The sequence below is a fragment of the Leptospira sp. B5-022 genome (genome assembly GCF_000347035.1).
Classification (GTDB): Bacteria; Spirochaetota; Leptospiria; order Leptospirales; family Leptospiraceae; genus Leptospira_B; species Leptospira_B cinconiae.
In genome coordinates this window covers 335,640-361,572 of sequence record NZ_ANIJ01000006.1, presented here as the reverse complement: position 1 = coordinate 361,572, position 25,933 = coordinate 335,640, and the positions used below count along the sequence as shown (strand labels likewise).

25 protein-coding genes are annotated in these 25,933 nt (G+C 41.5%); 14 read left to right on the top strand and 11 right to left on the bottom strand.

Annotation, left to right across the window (positions count from 1 at the left end; translation table 11 throughout):
• Genes LEP1GSC192_RS02330 through LEP1GSC192_RS02320 form a run of 3 tightly spaced genes read right to left on the bottom strand, consistent with a single transcriptional unit; the run spans window position 1 to window position 3,235 of the window.
• Window positions 1–1,140, bottom strand: coding sequence for an 8-amino-7-oxononanoate synthase (locus tag LEP1GSC192_RS02330; protein WP_020768066.1), 1,140 nt, complete (start codon window positions 1,138–1,140; stop codon window positions 1–3).
• A gap of 15 nt (window positions 1,141–1,155) precedes the next feature.
• The gene (locus LEP1GSC192_RS02325; RefSeq protein ID WP_020768255.1) at window positions 1,156–2,136 is read right to left on the bottom strand and encodes a malate dehydrogenase; all 981 of its coding nucleotides are present in this window, start codon (window positions 2,134–2,136) and stop codon (window positions 1,156–1,158) included.
• Between the two features lie 31 nt (window positions 2,137–2,167).
• Window positions 2,168–3,235, bottom strand: coding sequence for a thioredoxin domain-containing protein (locus tag LEP1GSC192_RS02320; RefSeq protein WP_020768464.1), 1,068 nt, complete (start codon window positions 3,233–3,235; stop codon window positions 2,168–2,170).
• 230 nt (window positions 3,236–3,465) lie between these two features.
• Between LEP1GSC192_RS02320 and LEP1GSC192_RS02315 the strand changes: the two genes are divergently transcribed.
• On the top strand, window positions 3,466–3,783 hold the full coding sequence (locus LEP1GSC192_RS02315) for a hypothetical protein (RefSeq protein ID WP_020768240.1): 318 nt from the start codon (window positions 3,466–3,468) through the stop codon (window positions 3,781–3,783).
• 3 nt (window positions 3,784–3,786) lie between these two features.
• A complete protein-coding gene (locus LEP1GSC192_RS02310) occupies window positions 3,787–4,431 on the top strand; it encodes a hypothetical protein (protein WP_020768139.1) in 645 nt (214 codons plus the stop codon).
• On the opposite strand, the gene thrB is transcribed toward LEP1GSC192_RS02310, so the two are convergent.
• Entirely contained in the window at window positions 4,428–5,405 is a 978-nt protein-coding gene (gene thrB, locus LEP1GSC192_RS02305; RefSeq protein WP_020768305.1) for a homoserine kinase, read from the bottom strand. The genes LEP1GSC192_RS02310 and thrB overlap by 4 nt on opposite strands.
• 118 nt (window positions 5,406–5,523) lie before the next feature.
• Here thrB and LEP1GSC192_RS02300 point away from each other — a divergent pair, with 118 nt between their 5' ends.
• Entirely contained in the window at window positions 5,524–6,981 is a 1,458-nt protein-coding gene (locus tag LEP1GSC192_RS02300; protein WP_020768393.1) for a transporter SSS family, read from the top strand.
• Here the strand turns inward: LEP1GSC192_RS02300 and LEP1GSC192_RS02295 are convergent.
• The 5 genes from LEP1GSC192_RS02295 to LEP1GSC192_RS02275 all read right to left on the bottom strand — a co-directional run bounded on the left by LEP1GSC192_RS02295 (window position 6,956) and on the right by LEP1GSC192_RS02275 (window position 12,629).
• Complete coding sequence (locus tag LEP1GSC192_RS02295; protein ID WP_036088700.1) at window positions 6,956–7,771, bottom strand: alpha/beta fold hydrolase; 816 nt, start codon at window positions 7,769–7,771, stop codon at window positions 6,956–6,958. The two genes, LEP1GSC192_RS02300 and LEP1GSC192_RS02295, sit on opposite strands and share 26 nt — an antisense overlap.
• Complete coding sequence (locus LEP1GSC192_RS02290) at window positions 7,756–8,745, bottom strand: hypothetical protein (protein ID WP_020768351.1); 990 nt, start codon at window positions 8,743–8,745, stop codon at window positions 7,756–7,758. Before LEP1GSC192_RS02290 ends, LEP1GSC192_RS02295 begins: the two co-directional genes overlap by 16 nt.
• A 4-nt stretch (window positions 8,746–8,749) precedes the next feature.
• Window positions 8,750–9,967, bottom strand: coding sequence for a pyridoxal phosphate-dependent aminotransferase (locus tag LEP1GSC192_RS02285; protein WP_020768356.1), 1,218 nt, complete (start codon window positions 9,965–9,967; stop codon window positions 8,750–8,752).
• Between the two features lie 18 nt (window positions 9,968–9,985).
• The gene (locus LEP1GSC192_RS02280; RefSeq protein ID WP_036088699.1) at window positions 9,986–11,680 is read right to left on the bottom strand and encodes a DNA repair helicase XPB; all 1,695 of its coding nucleotides are present in this window, start codon (window positions 11,678–11,680) and stop codon (window positions 9,986–9,988) included.
• Window positions 11,681–11,756: 76 nt separating this feature from the next.
• Window positions 11,757–12,629 carry an aldose 1-epimerase gene (locus LEP1GSC192_RS02275; RefSeq protein WP_036088823.1) on the bottom strand — a complete coding sequence of 291 codons (873 nt, stop codon included), beginning with the start codon at window positions 12,627–12,629 and terminating at the stop codon, window positions 11,757–11,759.
• A gap of 169 nt (window positions 12,630–12,798) precedes the next feature.
• Between LEP1GSC192_RS02275 and sppA the strand changes: the two genes are divergently transcribed.
• The 6 genes from sppA to LEP1GSC192_RS02245 all read left to right on the top strand — a co-directional run bounded on the left by sppA (window position 12,799) and on the right by LEP1GSC192_RS02245 (window position 18,671).
• Window positions 12,799–13,794 (top strand): signal peptide peptidase SppA, encoded by a 996-nt coding sequence (gene sppA / locus LEP1GSC192_RS02270; protein ID WP_020768087.1) that lies wholly within the window; start codon window positions 12,799–12,801, stop codon window positions 13,792–13,794.
• A 23-nt stretch (window positions 13,795–13,817) separates the two neighbouring features.
• Window positions 13,818–15,236, top strand: coding sequence for an MBOAT family protein (locus LEP1GSC192_RS02265; protein WP_020768436.1), 1,419 nt, complete (start codon window positions 13,818–13,820; stop codon window positions 15,234–15,236).
• A 150-nt stretch (window positions 15,237–15,386) separates the two neighbouring features.
• Entirely contained in the window at window positions 15,387–16,004 is a 618-nt protein-coding gene (locus LEP1GSC192_RS02260; protein ID WP_020768302.1) for a hypothetical protein, read from the top strand.
• Window positions 16,001–16,981: a PP2C family protein-serine/threonine phosphatase gene (locus LEP1GSC192_RS02255; protein ID WP_020768383.1), complete on the top strand. Its 981-nt coding sequence runs from the start codon at window positions 16,001–16,003 to the stop codon at window positions 16,979–16,981. The genes LEP1GSC192_RS02260 and LEP1GSC192_RS02255 overlap by 4 nt, the downstream gene beginning before the upstream one ends.
• A gap of 50 nt (window positions 16,982–17,031) precedes the next feature.
• On the top strand, window positions 17,032–17,322 hold the full coding sequence (locus tag LEP1GSC192_RS02250; protein ID WP_020768382.1) for a hypothetical protein: 291 nt from the start codon (window positions 17,032–17,034) through the stop codon (window positions 17,320–17,322).
• Window positions 17,323–17,339: 17 nt separating this feature from the next.
• A complete protein-coding gene (locus LEP1GSC192_RS02245; protein WP_020768176.1) occupies window positions 17,340–18,671 on the top strand; it encodes a hypothetical protein in 1,332 nt (443 codons plus the stop codon).
• Here the strand turns inward: LEP1GSC192_RS02245 and glpK are convergent, their stop codons facing one another.
• Window positions 18,672–20,165: a glycerol kinase GlpK gene (gene glpK / locus LEP1GSC192_RS02240; RefSeq protein ID WP_020768195.1), complete on the bottom strand. Its 1,494-nt coding sequence runs from the start codon at window positions 20,163–20,165 to the stop codon at window positions 18,672–18,674.
• 31 nt (window positions 20,166–20,196) lie between these two features.
• Complete coding sequence (locus LEP1GSC192_RS02235) at window positions 20,197–21,153, bottom strand: MBL fold metallo-hydrolase (protein WP_020768012.1); 957 nt, start codon at window positions 21,151–21,153, stop codon at window positions 20,197–20,199.
• Window positions 21,154–21,428: 275 nt separating this feature from the next.
• Between LEP1GSC192_RS02235 and LEP1GSC192_RS02230 the strand changes: the two genes are divergently transcribed.
• From LEP1GSC192_RS02230 to LEP1GSC192_RS02210, 5 genes are all read left to right on the top strand, one after another.
• The gene (locus LEP1GSC192_RS02230) at window positions 21,429–21,743 is read left to right on the top strand and encodes an STAS domain-containing protein (protein ID WP_020768055.1); all 315 of its coding nucleotides are present in this window, start codon (window positions 21,429–21,431) and stop codon (window positions 21,741–21,743) included.
• Window positions 21,744–21,770: 27 nt separating this feature from the next.
• Window positions 21,771–22,586 carry a hydroxyacylglutathione hydrolase gene (locus LEP1GSC192_RS02225; RefSeq protein ID WP_020768483.1) on the top strand — a complete coding sequence of 272 codons (816 nt, stop codon included), beginning with the start codon at window positions 21,771–21,773 and terminating at the stop codon, window positions 22,584–22,586.
• Between the two features lie 213 nt (window positions 22,587–22,799).
• Window positions 22,800–24,179, top strand: coding sequence for a dihydrolipoyl dehydrogenase (locus tag LEP1GSC192_RS02220; RefSeq protein WP_020768470.1), 1,380 nt, complete (start codon window positions 22,800–22,802; stop codon window positions 24,177–24,179).
• A 62-nt stretch (window positions 24,180–24,241) separates the two neighbouring features.
• Entirely contained in the window at window positions 24,242–25,159 is a 918-nt protein-coding gene (locus LEP1GSC192_RS02215; protein WP_020768300.1) for an ABC transporter ATP-binding protein, read from the top strand.
• On the top strand, window positions 25,156–25,929 hold the full coding sequence (locus LEP1GSC192_RS02210) for an ABC transporter permease (RefSeq protein ID WP_020768241.1): 774 nt from the start codon (window positions 25,156–25,158) through the stop codon (window positions 25,927–25,929). Before LEP1GSC192_RS02215 ends, LEP1GSC192_RS02210 begins: the two co-directional genes overlap by 4 nt.
• The last annotated feature ends 4 nt before the right edge of the window (window positions 25,930–25,933 follow it).

Sequence of the window (25,933 nt, the reverse complement as noted above, 5' to 3'; positions counted from 1 at the left end):
CTAATTCTCCCGAATCAATTGTACAAACTTTTCCAGATCATTTCTTTGGATCTTTGAATTGAGAGAGACTCTGATCCTGGAAATTTCAACCGTTGGAGGACGGATTGCCTTGGCCTGGAATCCGTTCCGCGCTAGAATAGAAGAAAGTTCCAATGCTCCTTCTTCCGAACCCAAAAGTATCGGTACAATTTGAGTATTAGAATTTCCTGTATTATATCCTATCCGGTGGAGAGAAGTTCTAAAGAATTCGGAATTTTCCGCCAATATTCTTCTCTCATTCTCCATCCGTTTTGCCAAACGTATTGCAACCCTTCCCGCATGAGCGATCGCAGGAAGTGGGCCGGTCGAAAACACGAAAGTCCGAGCGGAATGAAGTAAATACTTTCTAGCATCCTTAGTTGTGGAGATCACTGCTCCTTCTAACCCTAATGCTTTTCCAAAAGTAGACATTCTAAAATCTATTTCGGAAACTCTGGAAATTTTTTCTTCTAAAGAAACTCCCGCGCCTTCTTTCCCGAAAAGCCCGATTGCATGTGCTTCATCAATGTAGAGAATAGCACCGTATTTTTCTTTCAGATCAATGAGTGCATTTATATCGGTTTTGTCACCGTCCATACTGAATACGGACTCGGTCACGATCATTTTATGTTTGTTTCCGGAATATTTTTTTAAGGAGTTTTCCAGATCATTTAGGTCGGAATGTTTATAATATACTTTTTTTGCTCCTGAAAGCCGAACCCCATCCATTAGAGAAGCATGATTTTTTCGATCACAAAAGATCGTATAAGAAGGATCGGCAACACAGGAAATCGCTCCTAAATTCGCGGCATATCCGTTCGCAAAAAAGAGAGAATCTTCCGAATGTATCCAATTAGAAAAATCGTTTTCCAATTCCTCGAATACCTTTCTATGACCTCGAACTAAACGGCTTGCAGTGGAACCCGCACCGTAGATATCGATACCTTCTTTTAAAGCTTGGATGATCTCAGGATGATTTGAAAGCCCCAAATAATCATTGGAGCATAGGTCTAGGCCGGAAGGAGGATCCAAAACTCGGATCCTATTATGAGATTCTAACCTGGAAAAGAAGGCAGGAAGCTCCGAAAAGAAAGGAAGTTTCGTGGATGGAGATTCCTGCACGGGATTTCCGAGGGATTATAACATCCCTTTAACTTCGTCTCTTTCCGATTTAAGTTCGTCATGAGTGATATTGAACTTCTCTTTTGCAAAGTCGTTCAATTCCAATCCCTTAACGATCTCAATTTTCGTTCCATCGGATTTCACAGGGTATCCGAAAATGAGTCCCTTGTCCGCGCCGTAAGAGCCGTCGGAAGCCACAGCTACGCTGAACCAATCTCCTGCAGGAGTAGGAGTGATGATCTGGCGAACAGTATCCACAACTCCATTTGCAGCAGATGCAGCGGAAGAAGCTCCTCTAGCTTTGATGATCTCCGCTCCACGTTGTTGAACGTTCTTAATAAAATCACCTTTTAACCAATCATGGTCTTTGATCACGTCTGTTGCTACTTTCCCGCCGATTTTTGCGTTATAGAAATCAGGGTACTGAGTGGAAGAGTGGTTTCCCCAGATTGCAACATTTGTAACGTCTTTAACTAAATTTCCCGATTTGATCGCAAGTTGGGATTTTGCACGGTTTTCATCCAACTTGGTCATTGCAAACCAACGTTCAGTAGGAACTCCTTTCGCGTTATTCATAGCGATAAGGCAGTTCGTATTACAAGGATTACCTACTACTAAAACCCTTACATCGGAGGCGGCGTTCTTTTCGATTGCTTTTCCTTGGTTTACGAAAATCCCTCCGTTAATTTTGAGAAGGTCGCTTCTTTCCATTCCCGCTTTTCTTGGAACAGAACCTACTAACAAGGCCCAATTGATATCTTTAAAAGCGACATCTAGATCCGCGGAAACACTTACTTTTTGCAAAAGAGGAAAGGCGCAGTCTTCCAGTTCCATGATCACACCTTTAGCTGCAGGAAGAGCAGCCTCCAGTTCCAACATTTGGATCTCTACGGGAGTATCCGCTCCGAACATTTGACCGGATGCGATCCTGAATAATAGAGAATATCCGATCTGCCCTGCGGCACCCGTAACTGCTACCTTAACTGTTTTTGCCATTTGAAACTCCTAACTTTTTATATACTTGAGCTTAGTTGTTTTTCAGCTCTTCGTCGATGATTTTCGTGAAATTTTGGATCGGCATATTGCCTTCCACTAAAATACCGTTAATGAAGAATGCAGGTGTTCCATTCACACCGTAACTTTGTCCTGCCTCCATATCCGCTTCGATCTCGCTTTTGATCTTGTCTTCGTCTGCGATACAACGATTGAACGCTCCCATGTCCAAACCGACTTGTTGTGCTAATCGGATCACATTCGCTTTTTCTAATTTTCTTCCGTTTTCGAAAAGGAGACTATTGTATTGCCAGTATTTTCCCTGAGGAATAGAACAGTTTGCAGCAACGTGAGCAAACATTGCATTTCTATGGAAATCCATAGGAAAATCCCTAAAGACCCATTTTATTTTATCCTTATATTGTTCTCTAAGAGCCTTAGTTGTGGTTTGGCTCATAGCACAGTAAGGACATTCGAAATCCGAAAATTCCACGATTGTAACTTTTGCATCCGAAGGCCCAATGGTTGGATTTTCACTAGGCTCGATCACAACACGGGTAGGAGGAGGAAGTTCCGGTCCGATAATCTCGGTATTGTATTGTTCTCTCATTCTTCCGAAGAAGGATTGTCTTTCTCTATCAGCCTGAACCGCTTTTAAATATTTTACGATCTCGTCTTGAACAGCAGCTAAAGGTTTACCTTTTAAGCTAGGCTCATTCTTAAATTGATTATAAGCTGCAATAATTTCGTCCTGCACAGGCTCGTAACCTCTTCCGAACTTAGTCAGTTCTTCCACAGGAACTCCTCTATCGGCCGCTTCTTTTTTTAGGATCTCCTGGGAAGCAAGTTGGGAGAAAAGTCTGTACATCTGCTGGTTGTTTTCTTGCAAATACTTACGATAAGCAGCCGGGTTCTCCCTTTTTACATCCGAAAGAGTATAAAATCCGAATGTTCCGATCCTCATATAATGTTCCGGGAGAAAGAACTTCACAATAGGATAAATCGATAATAGAACGTAAGCTAAAAAGATCCAAGGAATTATATCCTTGAATTTCTGACCGAAAAGTCGATCGAACTGAGCGGAAGAAGTTTCTTCAGACATAATATCCTTTCCAAGGGGAGAAAAGTTCCCCTAGCTGCCAATTTAGAAAGCTGAGTAATGGAGGCAAACGAATAATTCAGGGGCTGAAACAGGCCGAAATCCATTCGAATCCCGGAGAAAAAAACAGTTCAAATTCACTCTTATAAAGGAATTATTTCGAAAAAAAATTAAGCAAGCGATTGGATTTCCGATAGGAATTAATAGGGACCTGAAAACGGAGGTTTAGGTTTATGAACATAAATGGGATACATTCGGGACAGTATCCGGCGACTTGGTCTCCGGTGCAGAAAGAAACGAAACCCGAACTAGAACCTGTCGGCGACGTCCTGGAGATCCAAGGCGCCGATTGGAAAGGAATCAAACTCAAAAATGAGCTTGGAGCGGATGAATTGGTAATGAAACCGAGCCCAGTAAGTGCAGAGGAAAGAATGAGCCAAGTGATCAGCCCGGAACAAATGAAAGATCTTTTATCTATGATCGTAAGTTCCAGATTTAGCTCCTTCTCCGAAACGAAAACCGGTCGCGGTAAAATAGATCTAAAAGGATAAAAATTGGCTTTCGAGTTAGGCCTTGTATTTTCACCTAAACTGGATTTAGCCTTAGGTGTCCTGACACTCATTGCAGTTTCAGGAATGGGATTCTTTTTTTATTGGGAAGTACTACGTCCTTACGCCGCCAAAACACGTCCAGGCCAAATGGACCCTCCTGAAGAAGGAGACATCTACGAGATCGTAGTTCCGGAAAGTACAAGAATTTATAAATTTTCGGTAGGCCAAGTTTACGGAGATATCCCTACCCTCTGCAAGTCCATACAGGACGAACATCTAGTATTCGTTTTAAAAAAAGGGAAAGATACGGAAGATTACGATATTCTAATCAATCGCTCAGGCCCTGCGATTATGAAACCTCCTCGTATGCAACATTTCGCCAAAATGGAATCCCAGGAAAAACTGGAAAGTCATGAGATCATAGGACAAACCGCGTCTTTCAGGATCTCGGACAAGATCATCAAAGATCGTATGACCCAATACTTCGAGATAGGACTCACTTCCAACTTCTTTATGAATAAGTTAGGTAAAGAAAGAATGAGATTCGTATTCTCCGTCGCAAAGATCCATCCTGGGCTTGCCACCAGATCCAGAGATAAAAAAGGTCTGTATTCCTTCGGAAAAGAAAGAGCTTCGGAAGAAGATTAAGATATTTTTTTAAAAGTTCTCTTCGCGCCGGTTGTATCCGGAGAAAGTCGCACTAATCTGCAAGAAATCCCCGATTTTTCAGTAAATTGTTTCGTAATCTCTGAGAATTTTTTCTCCAGCCTTTTGGAATCCTTTCTTCTGGTATAAATTAGAACGGCAGGACCACTCCCGGAAAGAGAAACACCGATCGAAAATTTCTGGATCTCTTCTACCAACGGTAAAAGTGGAAATTCGGAATTCATTCTATACGGAGTATGGATCTTATCTTCCAAAGCTCTTTTGAGAAGTCCAGGTTCTCCGGATTCTAAGAACTCCCACCAAGTGGAAATTCTACTCATATTAAAAATGATATCGGAAACCGGATACGTATCCGGAAGGCATTTCCTAGAATGATTGGTCGCGATCTCTAATTCGGGAATGAGAAAGAAACAATGTATATTTTTAGGGAACTTTCTTTTAAAATAATATAGTTTCTCCTCGGCAAAATAAGAGAAAACGAATCCGCCTAAATATGCGGGAGTTGTATTATCCGGATGACCCTCTAATAATGCAAGCTGATACAAGAACTCAGACTCACTCGGAAGTTTTGTATCCGGAAAATACACACTTTGCGCAAACCTTGCGGCAGAAAATCCCGCAACCACGGCGCTTGCACTCGAACCCAAACCGCCCTTTAAAGGAAGTCCAAGCTCCATAGTCACGGAATAAGGAATAGGAGAAGCAGCGGACACGGTTTGCGGAGAAACAAATATGGAAAAATACGTTTTATAAGATTGTAAAACTAGGTCCTCCTCATCGGTAAATACAGGAGCGGAAGAACCTTTGATCTTTCTTTTAAACTCGGAAGTTTTTCCGAATTCAAAACTGAACTCATTGTAAATCTGGAAGGCCAATCCCAATAGATCGAAACCGGAACCTAAATTAGCGGAAGTTCCCGGGACCTTGATCTGGAATTTGTACTTTGGCGCGCTCATAACCGAGTATCCGGATTTTCTGCCATCTTTTGGGAAATTGTCCGATCGTCATTTGCTTTTCTAAAACAAAAAGAATTCTGATTTGCGCTTAGTCTCCCGGAAGAAAGAATGCTCGCGTATGCATTTTGCTTGGTCAGACGCTTTGGTTTTATTTTTCTATTTTGGGATCATTCTCTACTCCGGTTTCAAATCCGGACGTAAAAGTTCCGAATCCAAGGAATTCTTCTTAGCGAACAGATCTCTTTCTTGGGTTCCGCTTTCACTTTCCATTGTAGCGACGGAAACCTCTGCATTGACCTTTCTTTCCGTACCAGGAATTGCTTATGCGGGAAACTTCACATTTTTGCAAGTTGTCTTCGGATATATTTTAGGAAGAACGGTTGTCGCCTTAGTTCTCATTCCACTTACCTATCATCATAATTTTCTTTCCGTGTATGAGTGGGTGGGGACCAGATTCGGAAGAAGATCCCAAAAAACAATGTCGGGGCTTTTTTCCATCACCCGGATCTTAGGCGATGGGGTCAGACTTTACGCGTCTACACTTCCAGTGGCAATGTTATTAGAATTAGGACTTCCTAAAATTCTATCGTATACATTCAATCAATACTCGATCGGAGTTTGGACCTTAGCGATCGTAACCTTGATCACCGTTTTATACACGATGCAAGGTGGATTCAGATCGGTCGTATGGGTGGATACATTACAATATTTTGTTTATGTATTCGGAGGAGTATTCGCATTACTTCTACTCTACCAATCAAGTCCCGACCCTGTAACGGTCCTCACTTCCGCTTGGGAAGGAAACAAACTGAAAGTTCTAGAATGGGAAAATCCTTCCGCGACTTACTTCCTGCCTTGGGCTGTTTTGGGCGGTGCATTACTCAGCTTAGGAACTCACGGTGCGGACCAGATGTTTATCCAAAGATCGCTTGCTGCAAGAAACGTAAAAGATGCCCAAAAGGCGATGATTAGCTCGGGTATCGCGGTATTTTTTCAGATGATCTTATTTTTAGGAATCGGGACATTCTTATTCTACAAATTTAACGGACAAACAATCGTTCAAGACAAGGTATTTTCCAAATTTCTAATAGAAGAAGTTCCTACCCCGTTTTTAGGACTTCTACTTTCCGGGATATTGGCATCTACTATGTCAACATTATCCAGTTCGATAAATTCCCTTTCACTTACTGCAAAAGCGGATTTCGGTTGGAATCTAGGAGGACAAAAGCTCTCTTCTCTATTCTTCGGGATCTTACTTTTTTTTAGTTCCTTCTTCTTTTTTTCCCTACCAGAAAATTATACAAAAGGACTCCTAGAGTTAGGATTAAAAATTTCCTCATTTACTGTAGGTTCTATGGTTGCCGTATTTTTAACGGAAGTAATCCCGTTCTTAAGAAAAAGGGTCATCGTTTCGGATCTGGGTTTGGCGATTGCGTTAGCAGGCTCTATCTTGGTGACCGGGATTTCAGGAACGGTAAAAAACTATAATTTTACGGTTCTTGTTCCGCTGGGAATGGTCTTATTCTGGACTTTCGCGTTACTCGCAGGATTTATTTTTCCGAACCGGAAACGATAGAATCCATAAAGGAAGCGAGTATCTTTCGAAATTCTTCCGCCTTCGTAAAATGGATATAATGATCCCCGCCGGGAATCGTCTCAAACATAGCGTTTGGAAAATATTCCAAACATACGATCTTATCGCTTGTATGGAAATATTCGGAATCCCCCCCTATAATAAATATTACTTTTCCGGAATATTGATTGAGTCTTCCGGAAAACTCCGAACGGAACATATTTTTGGAGCGAGAGATGGCATCCACATTCAATTTCCAACGATACTGTCCGGATTCGGCTCGGTCCAGGTTCATGAGTAGAAAATTCCGGATAAACGGATTTGTAACGAACTGAGAAGTAGCCGAATCTATTTCCTGTCTATTCTTAAAAGAAGAAAGATCGGTTCTTAAAAGTGTAAGTTCCCCTTCATACTTGAAATCATAATCTCTGGGAGCGATATCCTGGATGATCAGATCTTCTACTTTTTCAGGATACCTGAGTGTGAATGTCATGGCGACTAGGCCGCCCATGGAATGCCCAAGTAGAATCACTTTCTCAAGTCCGTGATCCTCTAAAAATTCTTTTATATCTTCCGCCATTACACTCAAAGAATGTTCCGAAGAATGTGGAGAATCTCCGTGGTTTCTAAGATCTAGGCTGTACACTTTGGAATACTGGCTTAAAAAATCGGAAACACTGACCCAGTTTTTGGAAGAACCGAATAACCCGTGTAAAATTAAGATAGGAGTGGTAAGAGTTGCCGTTTCTTTGGGTGGATATTCTTTAAAGAAAAGTTTCACTTCTTTAAACATTCCTCTTCTATCACTCTGAGTTTGGAATAGAACTTTTTTCCATATCTTGCAGGGAGTTCTTGCACTTTATTCCTGAAATTTTTGAGCACTGCTTCTTTAGGAAGTTTGGTATCACAAACCAAGGTTTCCCTATCCTTGGAAAAATGAAGGAGTCTCTTTTCCAAATGGGAAGAGAAGATAGGAGCATAGTTCCCGTTCGGTTGTAAAAGTAGATATTTTAGTCTGCGGTTTTCTTCGTCTTGCAAAACGCAGATCGGGTCTCTTCCACATCTGACCTCGGGTGTGTATTTTACGGCCAGGTATGCTGCAAAGTCTCCCGGTTTGGAATTCGGATACGCTTCCGCTACTTTCCAAAAGGTTTCCGGTCTGACTTTTAATTTAGATCCTTCCGGTGCATTGGAAAGTGTATCCGTCCAGTTTCCTGTTTTGGAATATACCCCGAGTTCCGCGGGATTGTTCTTTAAAAGATCTTCCAGCTTTTGTCTGGCTTTAGATCTGTATTCAGGGGATTGTAAAACTTCCGCGTATCTTTGTAGAACCACTAACCTACGGATCTTCAGGAACAAATACTCGTTTCCTTGGAAGATAGGACCTTCTTCTATTTTTGTTAAATAGGTAAAAACGGATTCTAATTCGTTCGGTCCTGAATCTTGGTAAAGTAGTTTTTCAATTGCCTTAGTGATGACAGGATAACTTCCTTTACTTCCCATTCTAAATAAAGCACGGGAATCCACCCAACCGGTGAGTCCATCCTTGTCCGTAAGTAATTGGAATTTAGAGTCTGCTTCTTTTTGATTTTCAGAAGAGAGTATCTCTCCGAAGGAAAGTTTGCGTAATACTTCCGATTTTTTTTCCGGGAACAGATAGAGCTCGGTTCCCGGATCCAAAACGATGTACTGCTTTCTGCCTTGCGCAAAAATGGAGTATGTACAGCTTACGATCAGTATAAGAACTACTAACCGTCGCAAATACATTCTTTTAACGGGACAAGTCCTTTACCATTTCGGAGATACGAGAGACACCTTTTTTGATATCTTCTTCTCCCATGGCATAAGATAGACGAAGTGCATTATCGTCCCCGAATGCGATTCCCGGAACTGCGGCCACTTTATACTTATCTAAAAGATGAGCGCAGAATAATTTACTCTTGCTTTTCTCCGAACTAGTAGCCTGCAATTTTTTAAAACCTTCCGTTTCGTAAACTCCTGTGAGGTAAGGGAATACATAAAATGCACCTTGAGGCATATTTACTTCCACACCCGGGATTACGTTTAAAAGTCCTACGATCAAATCCCTTCTCTTTTGGAATGCTTTTGCCATCTCGCCTACACAAGCCTGGTCTCCTGTAAGTGCAGCTTCTGCGGCAGCTTGAGAGATAGAAGAAGGATTGGATGTGGACTGGCTTTGGATGGTATCCATGTTCTGGATAATATGCAAAGGTCCTGCACCGTAACCGATCCTCCAACCTGTCATAGAGTATGCTTTGGATACACCGTTCGCAACGAATGTAAGTTCCTTTAGTTCGGGAGAAAGCATTGCCAGATTCGAAAATTGGAATCCGTCAAAAACGATACTCTCATAAATATCGTCGCTTAAAACCATGACCTTATGCTTTAAGATCACTTCTCCGATGGCTTCCAATTCCTTTCTCGAATATGCGGAGCCGGTCGGGTTAGAAGGAGAATTGATTACCACTACCTTTGTTTTAGGTGTGATCGCTTTTTCTAATTGGGCTGGAGAAATACGGAAATTATCTTCTTTGCTGGTAGGAACTATGACTGCCTTACCTTCCGCAAGGCGTACAATATCCGCATAGCTTACCCAATAGGGAGCCGGGATCACGACCTCGTCTCCTGGGTTTAAGGTAGCTAAGAAGAAATTATAGATAACCTGCTTACCGCCGGTTCCTACAATGATCTGGTTTCTGGTATATTCCAGTCCATTATCTCTTTTGAATTTAGTGATGATTGCGTCTCGGAGTTCCACCGTACCGGAAACGGCAGTGTATCGGGTCTGACCCTTATCGATCGCCTTTTTAGCAGCTTCTTTAATATGGGCCGGTGTCTCGAAGTCGGGCTCTCCCGCGCCGAAACTAACGATGTCTTCGCCTTTCTTTTTTAGTTCTGCCGCCTTAGCGCTGATAGCTAGGGTGGGTGAAGGCTCGATCACATCTAGCCTTCTTGCGTTCCATTCCATTTGGTCCTCTCTTTTTATTTATGCTCCGACTTTTTCTTCGAGGGATTCTCTGAATTGGTCTAGAGTGTATATTTCGTATTCGTAACCTTGTTCCGTAAGGAAAAGTTGTCTGTTCTGACCGAATCTTTCTTCGTTCGTATCTCTCGAGATCAAAGAATAGAAAACCGCAGTATTGTCCTCACCTTTCGGTCTTAAGATCCGGCCAAGACGCTGTGCCTCTTCCTGACGAGAACCGAAAGTTCCGGAAACCTGGATGGCGATATTCGCATCCGGTAGGTCGATGGAGAAGTTTGCAACCTTACTCACGACTAGGGACTTGATCCTTCCCGATCTGAACGCATCGTACAATTCCTGTCTTTCACCCAAAGGAGTTTTTCCTGTGATCAGAGGAATTTTGAATGTCTTGGAGATCTCTTCCAACTGATTGATGTACTGCCCGATCACGAGTAGATGAGATTCAGAGTGTTTTTTCATGATCATTCCGATCGCTTTCAGCTTCTCCGGATTTTCGGAGGCGAGACGGAATTTTTCTCTATCATCTGCGATAGAATATCTCATACGAAGATCGTCTTCCATAGAAACACGGATCTCTTTACACTTTGCTTCGGCGATCCAGGATTTACTTTCCAGTTCCTTCCAAGGCACATCGTATTTTTTAGGTCCGATCAAACTGAATACATCTTCTTCCAACCCGTCTTCTCGGACTAGGGTTGCTGTGAGTCCCAATCTCCTTTTCGCCTGCAATTCGGAAGTCATTCTGAACACAGGAGCAGGAAGTAAGTGAACCTCGTCATAAACGATGAGTCCCCAGTTATTCGCACTGAATAGATGGAAGTGAGTGAAATCCCCGCCTTTTTTCTTTCTATGTGTGAGAATATTATAAGTCGCGATGGTGATCGGTTTGATCTCCTTCACTTCTCCGGAGTATTCCCCGATATCCGATTCAGGAATATCCGTTTTGTCCAAAATTTCGTTTTTCCACTGGCGGATCGAAAGTGTGTTTGTAACAAGGATCAACGTTTCCGCTCCCACGATCTGCATCACACCGATCCCTACGATCGTTTTACCTGCACCGCAAGGAAGAACCACCACTCCGGAACCACCCTCGTTCCCTCCACCCGCATGGAATACTTCCACAGAGGCTCTTTGGTAGTCTCTCATACCGAATTTTCTACCCGATTTGGTAGTAGGTCTCAGGTTGAATCCGTATTTGTTTCCTTCGTCGTAACCTGCGAGATCCTCTACAGGGAAACCGATCTTGATCAAGGCTTGTTTGATATGGCCTCTAAATTCTTTTTTGATATAGATCTTTTCGTTTTCTGTCTTCTCAATATAGGGCTGGACCGCTCTATGATTGGAGATCTCTTGTAAAAAACCTTTTTCATTGGAGATGATACAAAGATCTCCGTTCTCTTCCTTGACTAGTTTTACTTTTCCGTATCTTCCGATCTGTTCTTTGATCTCGTTGACTACGTTTTTCGGAACGGAGTATCTAGAATATTTTTCCAAACATTCTACGATCTCGTCTGCGCTCATCTTAATCGATGCGGCGTTCCACAAGGAAAGAGGAGAAATTCTATAAGTGTGTAGATATTCGGGACTTTTTTCCAATTCCGCAAATTTAGCTACGACTAACTGGCAGGCTTCGAATTCAGGATTGTCCACCTCTAAAAGCATAGTCTTATCACTTTGAACGATTAACGGTTTACTCACGGCGTGGAATCTCCCCTAAAACTTAGACTGAAAATGACCCCTTCCTTGTCAAGAAGAAAGCGATTATAAGGCCGAATCATAACGATCTCACCAAAATCCTGAATTCTCCGAATGCCTCGGAGTGACCTTTTAGCTCTTTCAGATCCTGTCCGGACAAAAGTGCATTACCCGGCGAGCTACAAGGTTCGACAGCGATCGCGGAACGATCCGGTTTTGTATAAATTTGATAATACTTTAATGGTATTTGTCCTTCTTCCGGTGGAGGACTTAAAACTGTGATAGAGTACTTTTTGATACGGTTTTCCAAAATTACTCTCGGTTCTTTCCCGTAGAATAAATGATCTAGGTTCGGGATCTTTTCTCCATCCAAAATGGAAGAAATTGGATTGGAAAGCAAAGGTTGGATCGGAACTAAGTTCTCCCCTAATTCCAAATTTTTATCCAACTGTATATGTAGTTTCCAATCTTCATCATTTTTTCCTAAATTTAGGTACGGGTGATAACCGTATGCAAATCGGATAGAATCGGATCTTAAATTATTAAATCGAGTCTTCACACTTAGAAGAGTCCCGGAAGAAGTCTCTTCGACTGAATATTCTTCTCGGATGGCAACTCCGGAAAGCGGAGAATCCTTCCATTCTTCCGGGAAGATCACTCTGAACTCCGCACCCTTCTGGTTATTCTTGAGTTTCAAAACTTTTCTTTCTAAAGAATGTACTAAACCGTGAACCGGAAAGCCGTTGGAATCACGGATCAATTCCTTTGCATGCCACTCTTTTCCGTTTAGAACGAATTCGGAGGATGCATGGCGGTTCACCCAAGGGAACATGAGAAAATTACCGGATTCGAATATACTTAAACTTTTATCATACGGGAGAATGATGGGAAAACTTTCCTTGGTAATCGGATGGGTCCAGTCCCAGGAAAGCCATTGGGTACCGTCGGTCAAAAAACGAGAGTTCTCCGTCCGAAATTCATACATTGCGGGAAGGAGGTTGGGAAAACTAGCTGAGAGGGAAAGTAAAAAACGGATCTGAGACTTTTTTTTGGGCGCCAAACAAAATGGAAAGGAATTGAAGCGATACCTAGGCCTCCCAGAATGGGCCCGAGGCTCTCAGATGAAATTCCTATTGCGCAAATCCCTACTATTTGTATTAGGAATCTTGTTCTTAAGCCAATGTTTGTTCCTTTCGTTTCCGAACCAAACTTCACCTATCCCGAAAGAAAAATTAGTCACCGGTTCTTCTACGGATAGCCCTGATAAAATTCTACTTATTCCGATCGAAGGCGAAATTTCCGATAAAAAATCCTCAGGCGGACTTTTATCCGGAGAAAAGGACAGTATTGTCAGCAGGGTCAAAACCTATTTGTCCATGGCATCTAGAGATCCTGAGATCAAAGGAGTGATCCTAAAAATAGATTCTCCCGGCGGATCCGTAACTGCAAGCGATCTAATCCATCATGAAATTTTAGAATTCAAAAAGAAGAAAAATGTCCCTGTTCTTTCCCTATTCATGGACACGGCAGCTTCCGGTGCATATTATTTAAGTATGGCCACGGATCATATCCAGGCCCATCCGACTACGATCACCGGATCCATCGGGGTTCTTAGATTCGGGATCAATGCGAAGGAAGCATTGGATAAATTAGGAATTAAAAGCAGCACGATCCGTTCCGGTCCGAACAAGGCCACCGGAAATCCTGTAGAAGAATTTACTCCGGAACAAAAGAAAGTTTTCCAAGACATTATCATGGAGAATTACGAAAGGTTTTTGAGTATTATCAAAAAAGGAAGACCTAAATTAAAGGAATCGGAACTTAGAAAACTAGCCGATGGAAGAATTTACTCTGCAAACCAAGCGTTGGAAACCGGACTCATAGATTCTATCGGTTATTTCGAAGACGCGGTAGTGCAAGTGACCAAACTTCCGGGTTATAGAGCTTCATCTTCGCAAACTCCAAGGATCGTTTTCTATTCTTATAAAGGAGCTCAGCCGGAAAACTTCTACCAGATAGATAGCGATACCGACACCGGTCCTACGATATTGGAATCATTATTACCTTTCCGGATCTCTCCGGACCATAAATTGCATTATCTATTCTCACCCGAATAAGGTTCTCATAAAAAAAATCTAAAATGCTTTTTAACTCCCTACCCTATCTAGCTTTATTTTCGCTCACTTTCTTATTGTATTGGTCTCTTCCTCAAAAAGCAAGAAAACCCCTACTTTTAGTTTCTTCTCTTCTTTTCTATTTTTACTCGGGGCCTGCTTTTTCCATTCACTTCTTGATAGTGATCGCGCTAAACTTTTATTTTTCACTCATACTTTGGAAGTATAAAAGAGAAGGAAAATCCACGACAAAACCTCTGGTTTGGATCATAATTCTTAATTTTATTAACCTAGCCTTCTTTAAATATTTTTACTTTTTCCTGGACACTCTGGATTTCTTTACAGGTTCTTTGCAGTTTTCCGAATTCGGAAAAGGGATCCATATTCCTCTTCCACTCGCGATTAGTTTTTATACATTCCAGTTGATCGCTCTTCAGGTGGATATTCACAGGGATCATGTTCCGGAAAGGATCTCCGCTTTAGATTATTTCTTATTCATTCTATTCTTCCCACAATTGATCGCTGGCCCGATCATGAGAACCACGGACTTCCTTCCGAAACTGGACAAACCGGCTATCGATTTCAGTCGAGTACAATGGGGGATCTTTCTCATTCTGTCGGGTCTGTTTAAGAAGGTAGTGATTGCGGATAATATCGCAGGTATCATTTCCGGGATTTATCAGCACCCGGGAGAATATAATTTTTTCAGTTTATATATTTCCACATTGGGATTTATCTGCCAAGTTTATTGCGATTTCAGCGGGTATACGGATATCGCAAGAGGATCAGCATACCTTCTAGGTTATGAGATCCCGGAAAATTTCAGAGGGCCTTTCCTTTCTCCAAGTTTTAGGGAATTCTGGGGACGCTGGCATGTTACCTTATCCACTTGGCTAAGAGACTATCTTTATATTCCGTTAGGTGGAAGCAGAGGCGGTTTTTGGCGAACCCAAATGAATTCCATGATCACTATGACTTTGGGAGGTCTATGGCATGGAGCGAATTTCGGTTATATAATTTGGGGTGCCTATTTAGGTCTAATCTTGGGAGTGGAAAGATTTTTCTCACCAGGAGATCCTAAAAAAGAAGAAGAACCGAAAGGCTGGAAACGGTTCTGGAAAGTTGCATTGATCGTTCATTTATTTGCGATCTCAGGTATCTTCTTCCGAACGGCAGCAGCCGGTAAAAATTCCCTGAATTTAGCTTGGGACTATTTTACAGGATTTTTAAATATCATAGGCGGAAAAGCATTGGTACGCTGGGAAGAATTGGCTGCATTCATTCTATTCACGTTTCTCTGGAATACCGTTCAATATTACCCGAACATCAAAGAGAAAATACAGATCAGATTCCGCTGGTTATTACCTTCTTTCTCCATCATTATACTTTTATTAATGGGTATATTCGGGGATGGAGGCGGAGAATTTATTTACTTCCAGTTTTAAAATTTGTTCCTAAATCTCCAAGTTTCCTAGTCCGATGAGGAAGGAGAATAATTTCCGGTTTGCCTTTCTCCGGCATTGGAAGGAATTTGGAAGTAGAAGCGGAAAAGGAAACTTTCAAATAATGTAATTTTCTTTTTCTCGGATTTTCCTATGAAAGATAGACTTCGACTCCTCGGAATAATTGTACTTCTTTCACATATCATCGGATGTTTTCCTCCTTCCTGGATCCGAGAACTACCGGAAAGGCCCGAATCTTCTAACGATATAGTATTAAAAGGTATCTATAACAAAAACCTCCCTCCCTTCTCCCCTTTGACCTCGGTCACTTATAAGGAAAACCAAACGGAAAGATTGGAATTTTCGCATTCGGAAAAAACTTTCCAAAAATACTACTTTAGGGAGATCGAAGAAAAGGGAGAAATCCGTCGGATAAAAATAGAAGGTACCGGACAATACGAGTCCAGAGGAAATTGGCTTCTTCTGGAGACACGAAAGATCAAAAAAGAAGAATCCGTTTGGAAAGATGGAAAACAAATCTCGGGTCCGGAAATAAATTTCCTGGAAACTTCTCACAAACTATTATATCATTACGATCCTTCAAACGATTCATTGATACCTATGATCTATGAATCCGGATATAGGGAAAAACCTTTCGGAGTTGTAGAAGGTACAAATTCTCCGTATGCGGAAGACGAGTTTTTCCGGATTGCTCGCAGGAATTATTCCAAGAAGGAATACCAAGGCCACGCTTATTTTAAGGTAAAATGAGAAGTTCCACTACGATCAAACAATACGTGAAAGATGCCTGGCCGGTTTTGATCGTCCTAAATCTTTCCATTCTTGGCTGTTTAGGAATAGGACTGAAATTTTATACGCCGCCTGTCAAAATACCGATCGTTCTGATCTTAGTATGTTGTTTTACCATATTCATTAATTTTTCCGCATTCGTTTTGTTTCTAACCGAGAAGATCCTTCCAAGAGAACAGGAATTCGGTAAGATCATCAAACGTTTTCGCAGAGGGGATAGTAGAATGCAAAACTACGTTCTACCTTTGGACTACGTCGATGAAAATTACGAGATCCGCGGAAGATGTATGACCTATAACCCGATCGGCGGCGACTTCTATAATTTCTTAAAGGACAAAGAAGGAAATTATTGGATGGGGATCGGAGATACTTCCGGTCACGGCTATGTCGCCGGTCTATTCAGCCTAATGATCATGAACCAAATGAGCCATCTCGTCCATAAGTTCGAGACCCCTCATGAGATCATAGACCAGATACTGGAACATCTGGAAGAAAGGACGAATACCTATCCCCATATCCACCGAAGCCTATACGCTACTTTCTTATTGATGAAGGCGGATCATAAGGGAAATTTTACTCATTCAGGGATCCACCCAAGTCTCGTTCTATATAAGAGAAAAGAAGATAAAACTCAGGTAGTAGGTACGGACGGAAAATTCCTTTCCACTGTAATGAATTCTCCTTTGAAAAAACCGAAACTTTCTCAAAGTTTCAAAATGGATAGAGACGATATCTTATTCTGTTTTACGGACGGTCTATTTGAACAAAAGAATCGAAGTATCGGCGGATATTATGGAGAAAATTTGTATAAGTTTCTGGAAACCGCTCCGAAGAAGAATATTCGCAAATTGATAGACGATCTGTTTTTAGACGTGGTGAAACATACTGGTGGAAGGATTCAGGACGATATGAGTCTTTTGGTGATCAGAAAATTTTAAGATCCTAATTTACTCTTGAAGAAAGTCAATAAATCCGCGATCCTGTAAGAATGGACCATGAATATTGGGTCGTAAGACTTTCCGGAATCCTACTCTGGAACGAGAGAGATATTCGTAAAATTTTAAGGGTGGTTTCCGACAGCAGTCTTGTCACAGGACTCACGGAAGAAGAAACACTGGACTTTTTACAGTACGGTTTCGAAGAAGAATTGGATTCCTTAAAAGAAACCTACGACTGGACAAATTTTAAAAAACAACTGGTTTCCAAACTTTCCAAAAGAGAAACGAAGGCACCAGGTCTTTCCGTTTTACATCCGGACCTATTAATAGAAGAAGATTAACCTTTTCGTAAGTTCCCATGATTTATTTCGAGGGAGAGAATTATCATTTTCTATTTTGTAATCCGGATTCGGTAGCAAGGGTCCATTCTAAAATTTCTCCTTTTTACGACTTTCCAGTCGCCGAGATCGAAGAACTTCCTTATTTATATTCCCAACCTGCAATTATTCCTAAATTTTTATATGAGCTGGAGTATGATCGTAAAACAACTCCAAGCTCTGCGATACAAACACCTCCCTATTTGAAGTTAACGAATGGGCTACTTTATTCTGAAGATTCGAAATTTCCGAAAGAGTCGGAGGAAGTTTTTGAAGGAGATCGATATCCCATTCGTTCCAATCCCTACAGGGTTGTAGGAACTCCAACAACTCCTATTCTAATCCTGAGGGAAAATCAACAAACCCAAATAGGAAGCGTTCAGACAGGAACGTTTACACTCTACAGAATGTTCCGAAAAAGAATGTTCTCCACCAAATATCTTTCTCTCAGAGATATAGTGAATCCTGAACTGAACGAAGAGAAAGTAATCCAAAAAATAGAAGATTTGTATTTTGATCGGGAAAGTAAAACCTATCTATTTCGTTTGGTAAAGATCTTGTATGCAGGAACTCCAACGGAAGAACAAAGTTTAGTCTCCAATCTTTTCACGTACGAAATAGAATTCGCAAAATTTTTAAGGGATAGGATCTTCTCCATTGAAATACTTCCGCTTATTCACGGACCATTCTTAAATTCTATTTTAAATAAATTGGATGAAAGGATCTTAAAATATTCGGTTCCAAAACTTTCCCCTCCTGTCCGAAAAATCGTAGAGAAAAATGTTTCTAAAAACAAATGGAAACAGATCTTAGAAAGTCCGAGTAAAAAACCGGAACCGGGAGAATCTTTTCCGGAAATCGTGGAAAAAGAGATTTTCCGTCGTTTTTCCAGAAGGATCTATTATGAAGAAGGGACATTCCCCGTGTATAAGAGTCCTTCCCCAAAAGTAGAGGCCCTTGAAATCAACGTCGCGGATTATAAACATTCCGCCGAAGAGGAAACTTCTAAAATAGAAATAGAATTCAAGGCAATCTCCGGAGAAAAATACAATCTGAATCGCAGTTCTAACCAAATAGAACTCTATACAATTACAAATGACAAGATCCTACTGCGCTTCCTAAAATATATGGAAGTGATCCGGATCGATATTTATCTTTCCAAAAAGGAAAGAGTCCAGTATGAGTTTTTTAAAATATCTGCGGATTCAATTTTGGAAATCCCAAGGTACGATCAGGCGAAATTGATCGTAGGAGCAGGCATCAACTCCGAAAGAAAGCCCTTGGAGTTTAGCCTGCTCTCTTTTTCATACTAATTAGGTTTCGGAAGTAAGAATCCTTTTTACGGCATTTTTCCAAATTCGGATCTCTTTTTCTCTCAAACTAGCGCTTAACTTTGGAGAAAATTCCTTACTCGTTTTTTGGGTCTTTTTCAGATCGTTTACGGAGGAATAAAAACCTCTTTCCAGTCCGGCAAGATACGCCGCACCCAAAACGGTTGTGTCAAGATTAGAAGGTCTTACGATCTTCTTTCCTAAAATGTCCGCTTGGTACTGCATGAGCCAGTTATTGGCAGTAGCTCCCCCATCCACTTTTAGGACTTTCAATTTGGAACCGGTATCATTCTCCATCGCTTCCACTAATTCATAAGATTGTAATGCGATGGATTTTAAGGCCGCTCTGGTGATCTGCTCTTGGGTGGTATCTCTTGTCAGCCCTAAGATCGCACCTCGAGCGTTCATATCCCAATAAGGCGCTCCTAAACCGGAGAATGCAGGCACAAATACTACCTCATCCTCCTTGGTCACGGAAGCAGCCATCTTTTCGGAAAGTTTGGATTCCTTAAAGAATCTGAGATTATCCCGGAGATACTGGATCACTGCCCCACCGATAAAGATGGAACCTTCTAAACAATAGACCGTTTTTCCTTCCGGCCCGCAGGCAAGAGTTGTGATCAGATTATTTTTAGAAATTTGTAATTTGTTTCCCGTGTTGAAAAGTAGGAAACATCCCGTTCCGTACGTATTCTTTGCTTCTCCGGGCTCTGTACATAATTGGCCGAATAGCGCTCCCTGTTGGTCTCCTACGAGAGAAGAAATCGGAATTCCATCCGGCAGACCTTTTACACCTTCCGTTCTTCCGAATAGGCTTGAGGAATTATGAGTTTCCGGCAAGATCGCTTCCGGTATTTGCAGGATCTTTAATAGTTCCTTATCCCATTCTTTCTTTTCAATATTGAAGATGAGAGTTCTACTCGCGTTTGTATGATCCGTTTTATGCGCTTTACCCGCCGTCAAACGATACAATAAATAAGTGTCAATGGTCCCGAATAGAACCTTTCCTTTTTCCGCTTTTGCACGAACACCTTTTACATTGTCCAAGATCCATCGGATCTTTGTACCGCTGAAATAAGCGTCGACGACAAGGCCTGTCTTTCTTCGGAAGATGGGTTCTAAACCTCCTTTTTTTAATCCGGAGCAGAAGTCGGAGGTCCTACGACATTGCCATACAATCGCATTGTAAACCGGAACGCCAGTTTCCTTATCGAATAATACGGTGGTCTCTCTTTGGTTGGTGATCCCGATAGCGACCGCTTTTTCCGGTTTTAACTTCCCGTTGCGGATCGCCTTCAGAATGAGCTTTTCCGTTTTAGCCCAGATCTCTTCAGGATCATGTTCCACCCAACCCGGTTTTGGAAAGTATTGTTTAAATTCGGAATACGCACTTGAGATCACTGTTCCGGATTTATTAAAACAAAAAGTACGTATACCGGTGGTTCCGGCATCTATACCGATAATATATTCACTCATTCGATATCTCCCTGATCGATTGAATTAAAGATTAAATTTGGATTTCCAGACCTTCTCTCGCCATGATGATCTCCAATTGGTTATCCGGATCAAACATTTCTTTGTATTTAATCGCGCGCAGATATACTGCATCCAATTTTTCGTCATCGTAAGAAGGATCATGATGGAACATTACTAATTTTTTAACATTCGCCCTAAGCGCGATGTCCGTCGCCATGGAAGCCGTGCTATGCCCCCAATCGATCTTTTGTAAAGACTCTTCGAAAGTATACTGAGTATCGAATACCAGAACGTCCGCACCTCTGAAATAATTCAGATAATCTTCTATATTTTCCATTTCGTCCAAATTGAATTCGGCATCGGATGCGAAGATCAGTGCCTTACCGTCTTCTTCAAATCGATAGGAAAAACTCCCTCCCGGATGGCGCACCGCTTTGGAAATTGCAGTGACTGAATCCGTTACTCGAAAGGCCCTTCCCTCGGGTACATGACGAAACGTCTTTTCTGCTTGGAAACCGTCGAAAGGAACAGGGAAATGAGTGAATGTATGTTGGTATCTCAATCTTTCTTCCAGATTTTCTACGGAACTTACAAACTCAAATTTATTGCCTGGAGTATACAAAGGAACGAAGAATGGAATACCTTGGATATGGTCCCAATGAGTGTGTGTGAAGATCCAAATCGCTTTCCCTCTTCCGGAGCCGTAACCCTCATGTAAGATGGAGTTTCCCAGTTCTCTGAGTCCTGTTCCTCCGTCTATGATAACAAGTTTATCTTCCTTATCCCGGATCTCGATACAGGTAGTATTTCCACCGTAGGTGCTCCAGTTGGAAAGCGCCAAGGAATCCAAAAAATCCTCGATCGCTTCCGGACTTTGCAGGTCGGACGGAGATGCTAGACTTAGTATCCTCAAAATTTTCGATCGAATCAGGTCTCCCTGAACGGGGGAAGAAATGGAGCCCCGCACTCCCCAGAATTTGATCCGCATACAGTTTTAAATATCGTCCGAAACCTCTAGTTTCGCTACAAAATCGAGCACTTAGTTTTCCCGAATCAGTAGTTTTTGCGAGCGATTTCTTATTTTATTTGAAATAGATTTAGATCGGATTTTGCTCTAAAAAAGAGTTTACCTCCGCTTTGCCACAATTTAGTCTAATGGATCGGGTTCCCTCCCGGTTTGGAAATTTATTCTCAGTTTTCTGAGAAGATCCGTTGTTTTCTTAGCCCGAGGATAGTCAGAGAAATAGAGATCGGAGCCACTCATTGGAAGGTTTTCAAACAGACGTATCCCTGGAACAAGGGTCTTGTGTAGTCAAGATCCAAGGGAATGTAAGCCTAAAGAACGCATTTGCGTTAAAGGAACTCATCATCCGCCAGTTTGACGAGGGGCATAAAGATATCATCTTAGACTTCGAAGGGGATGTTTACTTGGACTCTTCCGGGATCGGCGCCATCTTCAATACCCAAAAATACGTCACAGAAAGGCACGGGCATCTCAAACTCAGAAACCTGAGTAGAGACGTGATGACTATCTTAAGGATCGCGAATCTAGACAAACACCTGGACATTATCCAATAATCACTTTTCTACTCTTGTCTAAAACCCATGTTGGAAGTTCTAAGGATCTATACGGATAGTCCTCTCCGAAATTTTACGTATCTAGTCAGAGAACCGAATTCCAAAAAAACACTTTCTATTGATCCCTATGATCCGGATCAGATCACCCAAGTTCTGGAAAACAAGTCCTGGGGTCTGGATTATATTCTAAACACTCACGAACATAATGATCATACTTGTGGAAACGACGGGCTTGTTTCCAAATATGGAGCCCAAGTTTTGGCTCACCCCGCTGGACTTGGAAAAATCCCTCATGCTTCTTACTCGTTAAAAGAAGGAGAAAAAATTTTAGAAAGTCCGGACGGAAATTCGTATCTAAAAGTTATGTACACTCCCGGACATACTTTCGCGCATGTTTGCCTTTTGCAGATACAGAACGGCTCCCCATATGCGGCATTTACAGGAGATACGATCTTTAATTCAGGGGTAGGAAATTGTACTAGAGGCGGTGATCCTAAAACTCTATACAAAACTGTTCTGAAAGAATTTAAAGATCTTCCCGGACACGTTAGATTATATCCAGGTCATGATTATCTTAAAAACAATCTGAAATTCAGTCTTTCGATTGATCCTTATAATGAAGCGGCTTCAAAGGCATTGTCCAAGGCGGAAAAATTAAAGGAAGACCAAGAATTTTGGACCACAAATTTCTCGGAAGAAAGAACATTCAATCCCTTCTTCCTTGTATTTGACCCGAAAGAAAATTTAGTCTCAGGAATACGTAATAAAATGCAAGACCCATCCTTAGCTTCGGATCCTAAAACATTATTCATTGCACTTCGAACTTTGCGGGATAAATGGTAAAAGAACTTCTTTTTTATTTTTCCGAATTCGGTACAAACAATATCTAATACTATATAATAGCCTGTCCCAGACAAGGGACCAGGCTATCGAAGCCAGCGCAGCGGACTATAAATAAGAGAGAATACTCCGGTAAATTTTTAGGAATTATCTGTGGTTCTCTTTAAAAGAATCCTTTTCGTTTAAAAGCTTCTCCTTCTCCATTGAATTAACCCCATGAAAAAGTATGATATTCTCGTAATAGGCTCAGGAGGAGGAACAAAACTAGTCACACCTCCTTCTAAACTTGGTTATAAGGTAGCCATTTTAGAAAAAGATCGTTTGGGAGGAACTTGCTTGAACAGGGGTTGTATCCCTTCTAAGATGCTCATCCATCCTGCGGAAATTTTAGCCCAGGCAAAGGAAGCTTCTAAATTCCAGTTAGGGATCCCCGGTCCATTCACCGTAGATTTTAAAACTTTGGTGGAAAGGATCTCCGCCACAGTGGATGCCGACTCCGACAGTATCATACCCGCTTATGAAAAAAATCCGAACATAGACTTTTATCCCTACGAAGGAAGGTTCGTGGAAAATAAGGTAGTAAAAGTAAACGGCGAGTTACTCACAGCTGATCGTATTTTTATCGCTGCGGGATGTAGGCCTTCTATCCCGGATCTTCCAGGCCTCGCGGGAACTCCTTATATGACTAGTAGAGAAGCGCTTAGAAGAACGGAACTTCCAAAAAAACTTTTAGTCCTTGGCGGAGGTTATATCGGTCTTGAACTTGGATTTGCATATTCTGCCTTCGGATCTAAAACCACTTTTATTGTTCGTAAAAGAATGCTCTCTCATGAAGACAAGGATATCATCGACGGTTTCGAAAAAGCATTTTCTAAAAGAGAAGATGTTCGTTTAGGAACGGAAGTAAAGAAGGTAGACTACCAAAACGGGATCTTCCGTTTAGAATGCAAAAATTCTAAAGAAACGTATACTTTAGAAGGAGATGCACTTCTTATTGCTACCGGCATCAAACCGAATACGGATTGGTTAGACCTCCAAAATACGGATATCCAAACCGATGAAAAAGGATATATCAAAACCAACGAATATCTGGAAACTACTGCGGACGGAGTTTATGCTATGGGGGATATCAACGGAAAGTATTTCTTCCGCCACTCCGTTAATTTTGAAGGAGAGTTTCTATTTAACTCCTTATACGTAGAAAAACATAGAACTCCGGTCGAATATCCTCCCGTTCCTCACTCCGTCTTCACACACCCTCAAGTGGCAGCCGTGGGAAAAACGGAGCAACAATTAAAGGAAGAAGGGATCGAATATATCTCTGCAATCAATCCTTATTCCAGTAGCGCCACCGGAATGGCTAGACTATCCGAAGACCAATTCGTCAAAATATTGGTAAGTCCTAAATCCAGAAAAATACTCGGAGCCCATATATTAGGAGAAGAGGCGTCAAATCTCATTCATCTTTTTATACTCCTGATGACTATGGGTGGGACTCTAGAGGACTTGCTAAAGATGATTTATGTTCATCCCGCTTTGCCTGAAATCGCAAGAAACGCTGCCAGGAAAGCCAAAGAAATCTTAAGCTCTTCCTAAAGCCAAAAGATTGTCGAAACAGGGCTTGTTCAAAATCATAGAATTGGAGCGTTTTTTCGCGGATGAATAAAGCCTTAGAAATAAAAAATTTGGTGAAGACCTACGCCGGGGGAGTGCAGGCCTTAAAAGGGATCGATCTGACTGTGGACGAAGGGGACTTTTTTGCCCTTTTAGGTCCGAACGGTGCGGGTAAATCCACTACGATCGGTATCTTAAGTTCCTTAGTGAACAAAACTTCCGGAAAAGTGAAAATTTACGGAGCGGATATAGACACGGACCTTACATTAGCAAAATCTTATATCGGTGTGGTACCCCAAGAATTCAATTTTAATATATTCGAGAAAGTAGAAGATATAGTTATCAACCAAGGGGGATATTACGGACTTTCCAGAAAAGTGGCGGTAGAAAGAACCCGTAATTATTTAAGACAACTTGGACTCTACGACAAAAGAAGAGAAGGTGCAGGTAGACTGTCCGGTGGAATGAAAAGAAGGCTTATGATCGCAAGAGCCTTAGTGCATAATCCGAAAGTTTTGATCTTGGATGAGCCAACCGCCGGTGTTGATATCGAATTCAGACGTTCTCTTTGGGACTTCTTAGTAAAACTGAACGAATCCGGGATCACGATCATTCTTACCACACATTACTTAGAAGAAGCCGAAAATCTTTGTAAGAAGATAGCGATCATAGACCAAGGAAAGATCGTGGAGAATACTTCCATGAAAGAACTTTTGGTAAAACTGGATACTCAAACATTCGTATTGGATCTACAACAACCGCTCTCGTCCGCGATAGATCTGAACGGATTCCATTTGAATAAAGTGGATGATCTCACCTTGGAAGTGGACGTCGGAAAGAACAATTCATTAAACGAACTATTTCGACTTTTAGACAAAAGTGGGATCCAAATCACAAGTATGAGAAATAAGTCGAATCGATTGGAGGAACTATTTTTGAAACTCGTGGAGAAAAAACTGTGAACTTCCAAGAAAAATTCAACGCATTCTCCACAATCGTTCGAAAAGAAACGGTCCGCATCCTAAGGATCTGGATCCAAACATTGATCCCGCCGGGTATTACAATTTCCTTATACTTCCTGATCTTCGGAAAATTGGTGGGTTCTCAGATCGGAGATGTAGGAGGTCATACCTATATCCAGTTTATCGTTCCCGGACTAGTAATGATGTCGGTCATACTGAACGCATACAATAATGTGGTATCTTCCTTTTTCGGAGCGAAATTCGGAAAGAATATAGAGGAACTTCTAGTTTCCCCTACTCCGGCTTATTTGATCGTGCTTGGCTATTCTATAGGCGGAGTGATCCGCGGAGTTTTAGTAGGATTTATCGTAACGTTAGTGTCCTTATTTTTCACCGAATTAAAACTGTACGACGCGGGAATAGTAGTGATCACAGTTGCACTTTCCGCTTTGATGTTCTCTATGGGAGGATTTTTGAATGCTTTATATGCCAAAAAATTCGACGACGTAACCATCATTCCCACATTCATACTGACTCCTTTAACCTATTTGGGCGGAGTATTCTATTCTATCAAAATGCTTCCGGACACTTGGCAGATCATTTCTAAGTTCAATCCTATTCTGTATATGGTAAACGCATTCCGTTATGGATTTTTAGGAGTAAGCGATATAGATCCGTTAGAAGCTATCGGACTTTTAGTGGTAGGGACCATTCTACTTTATTCCATCTCCGTATTTTTACTAAGCCGTGGATACGGTACGAGGACCTAAAGGT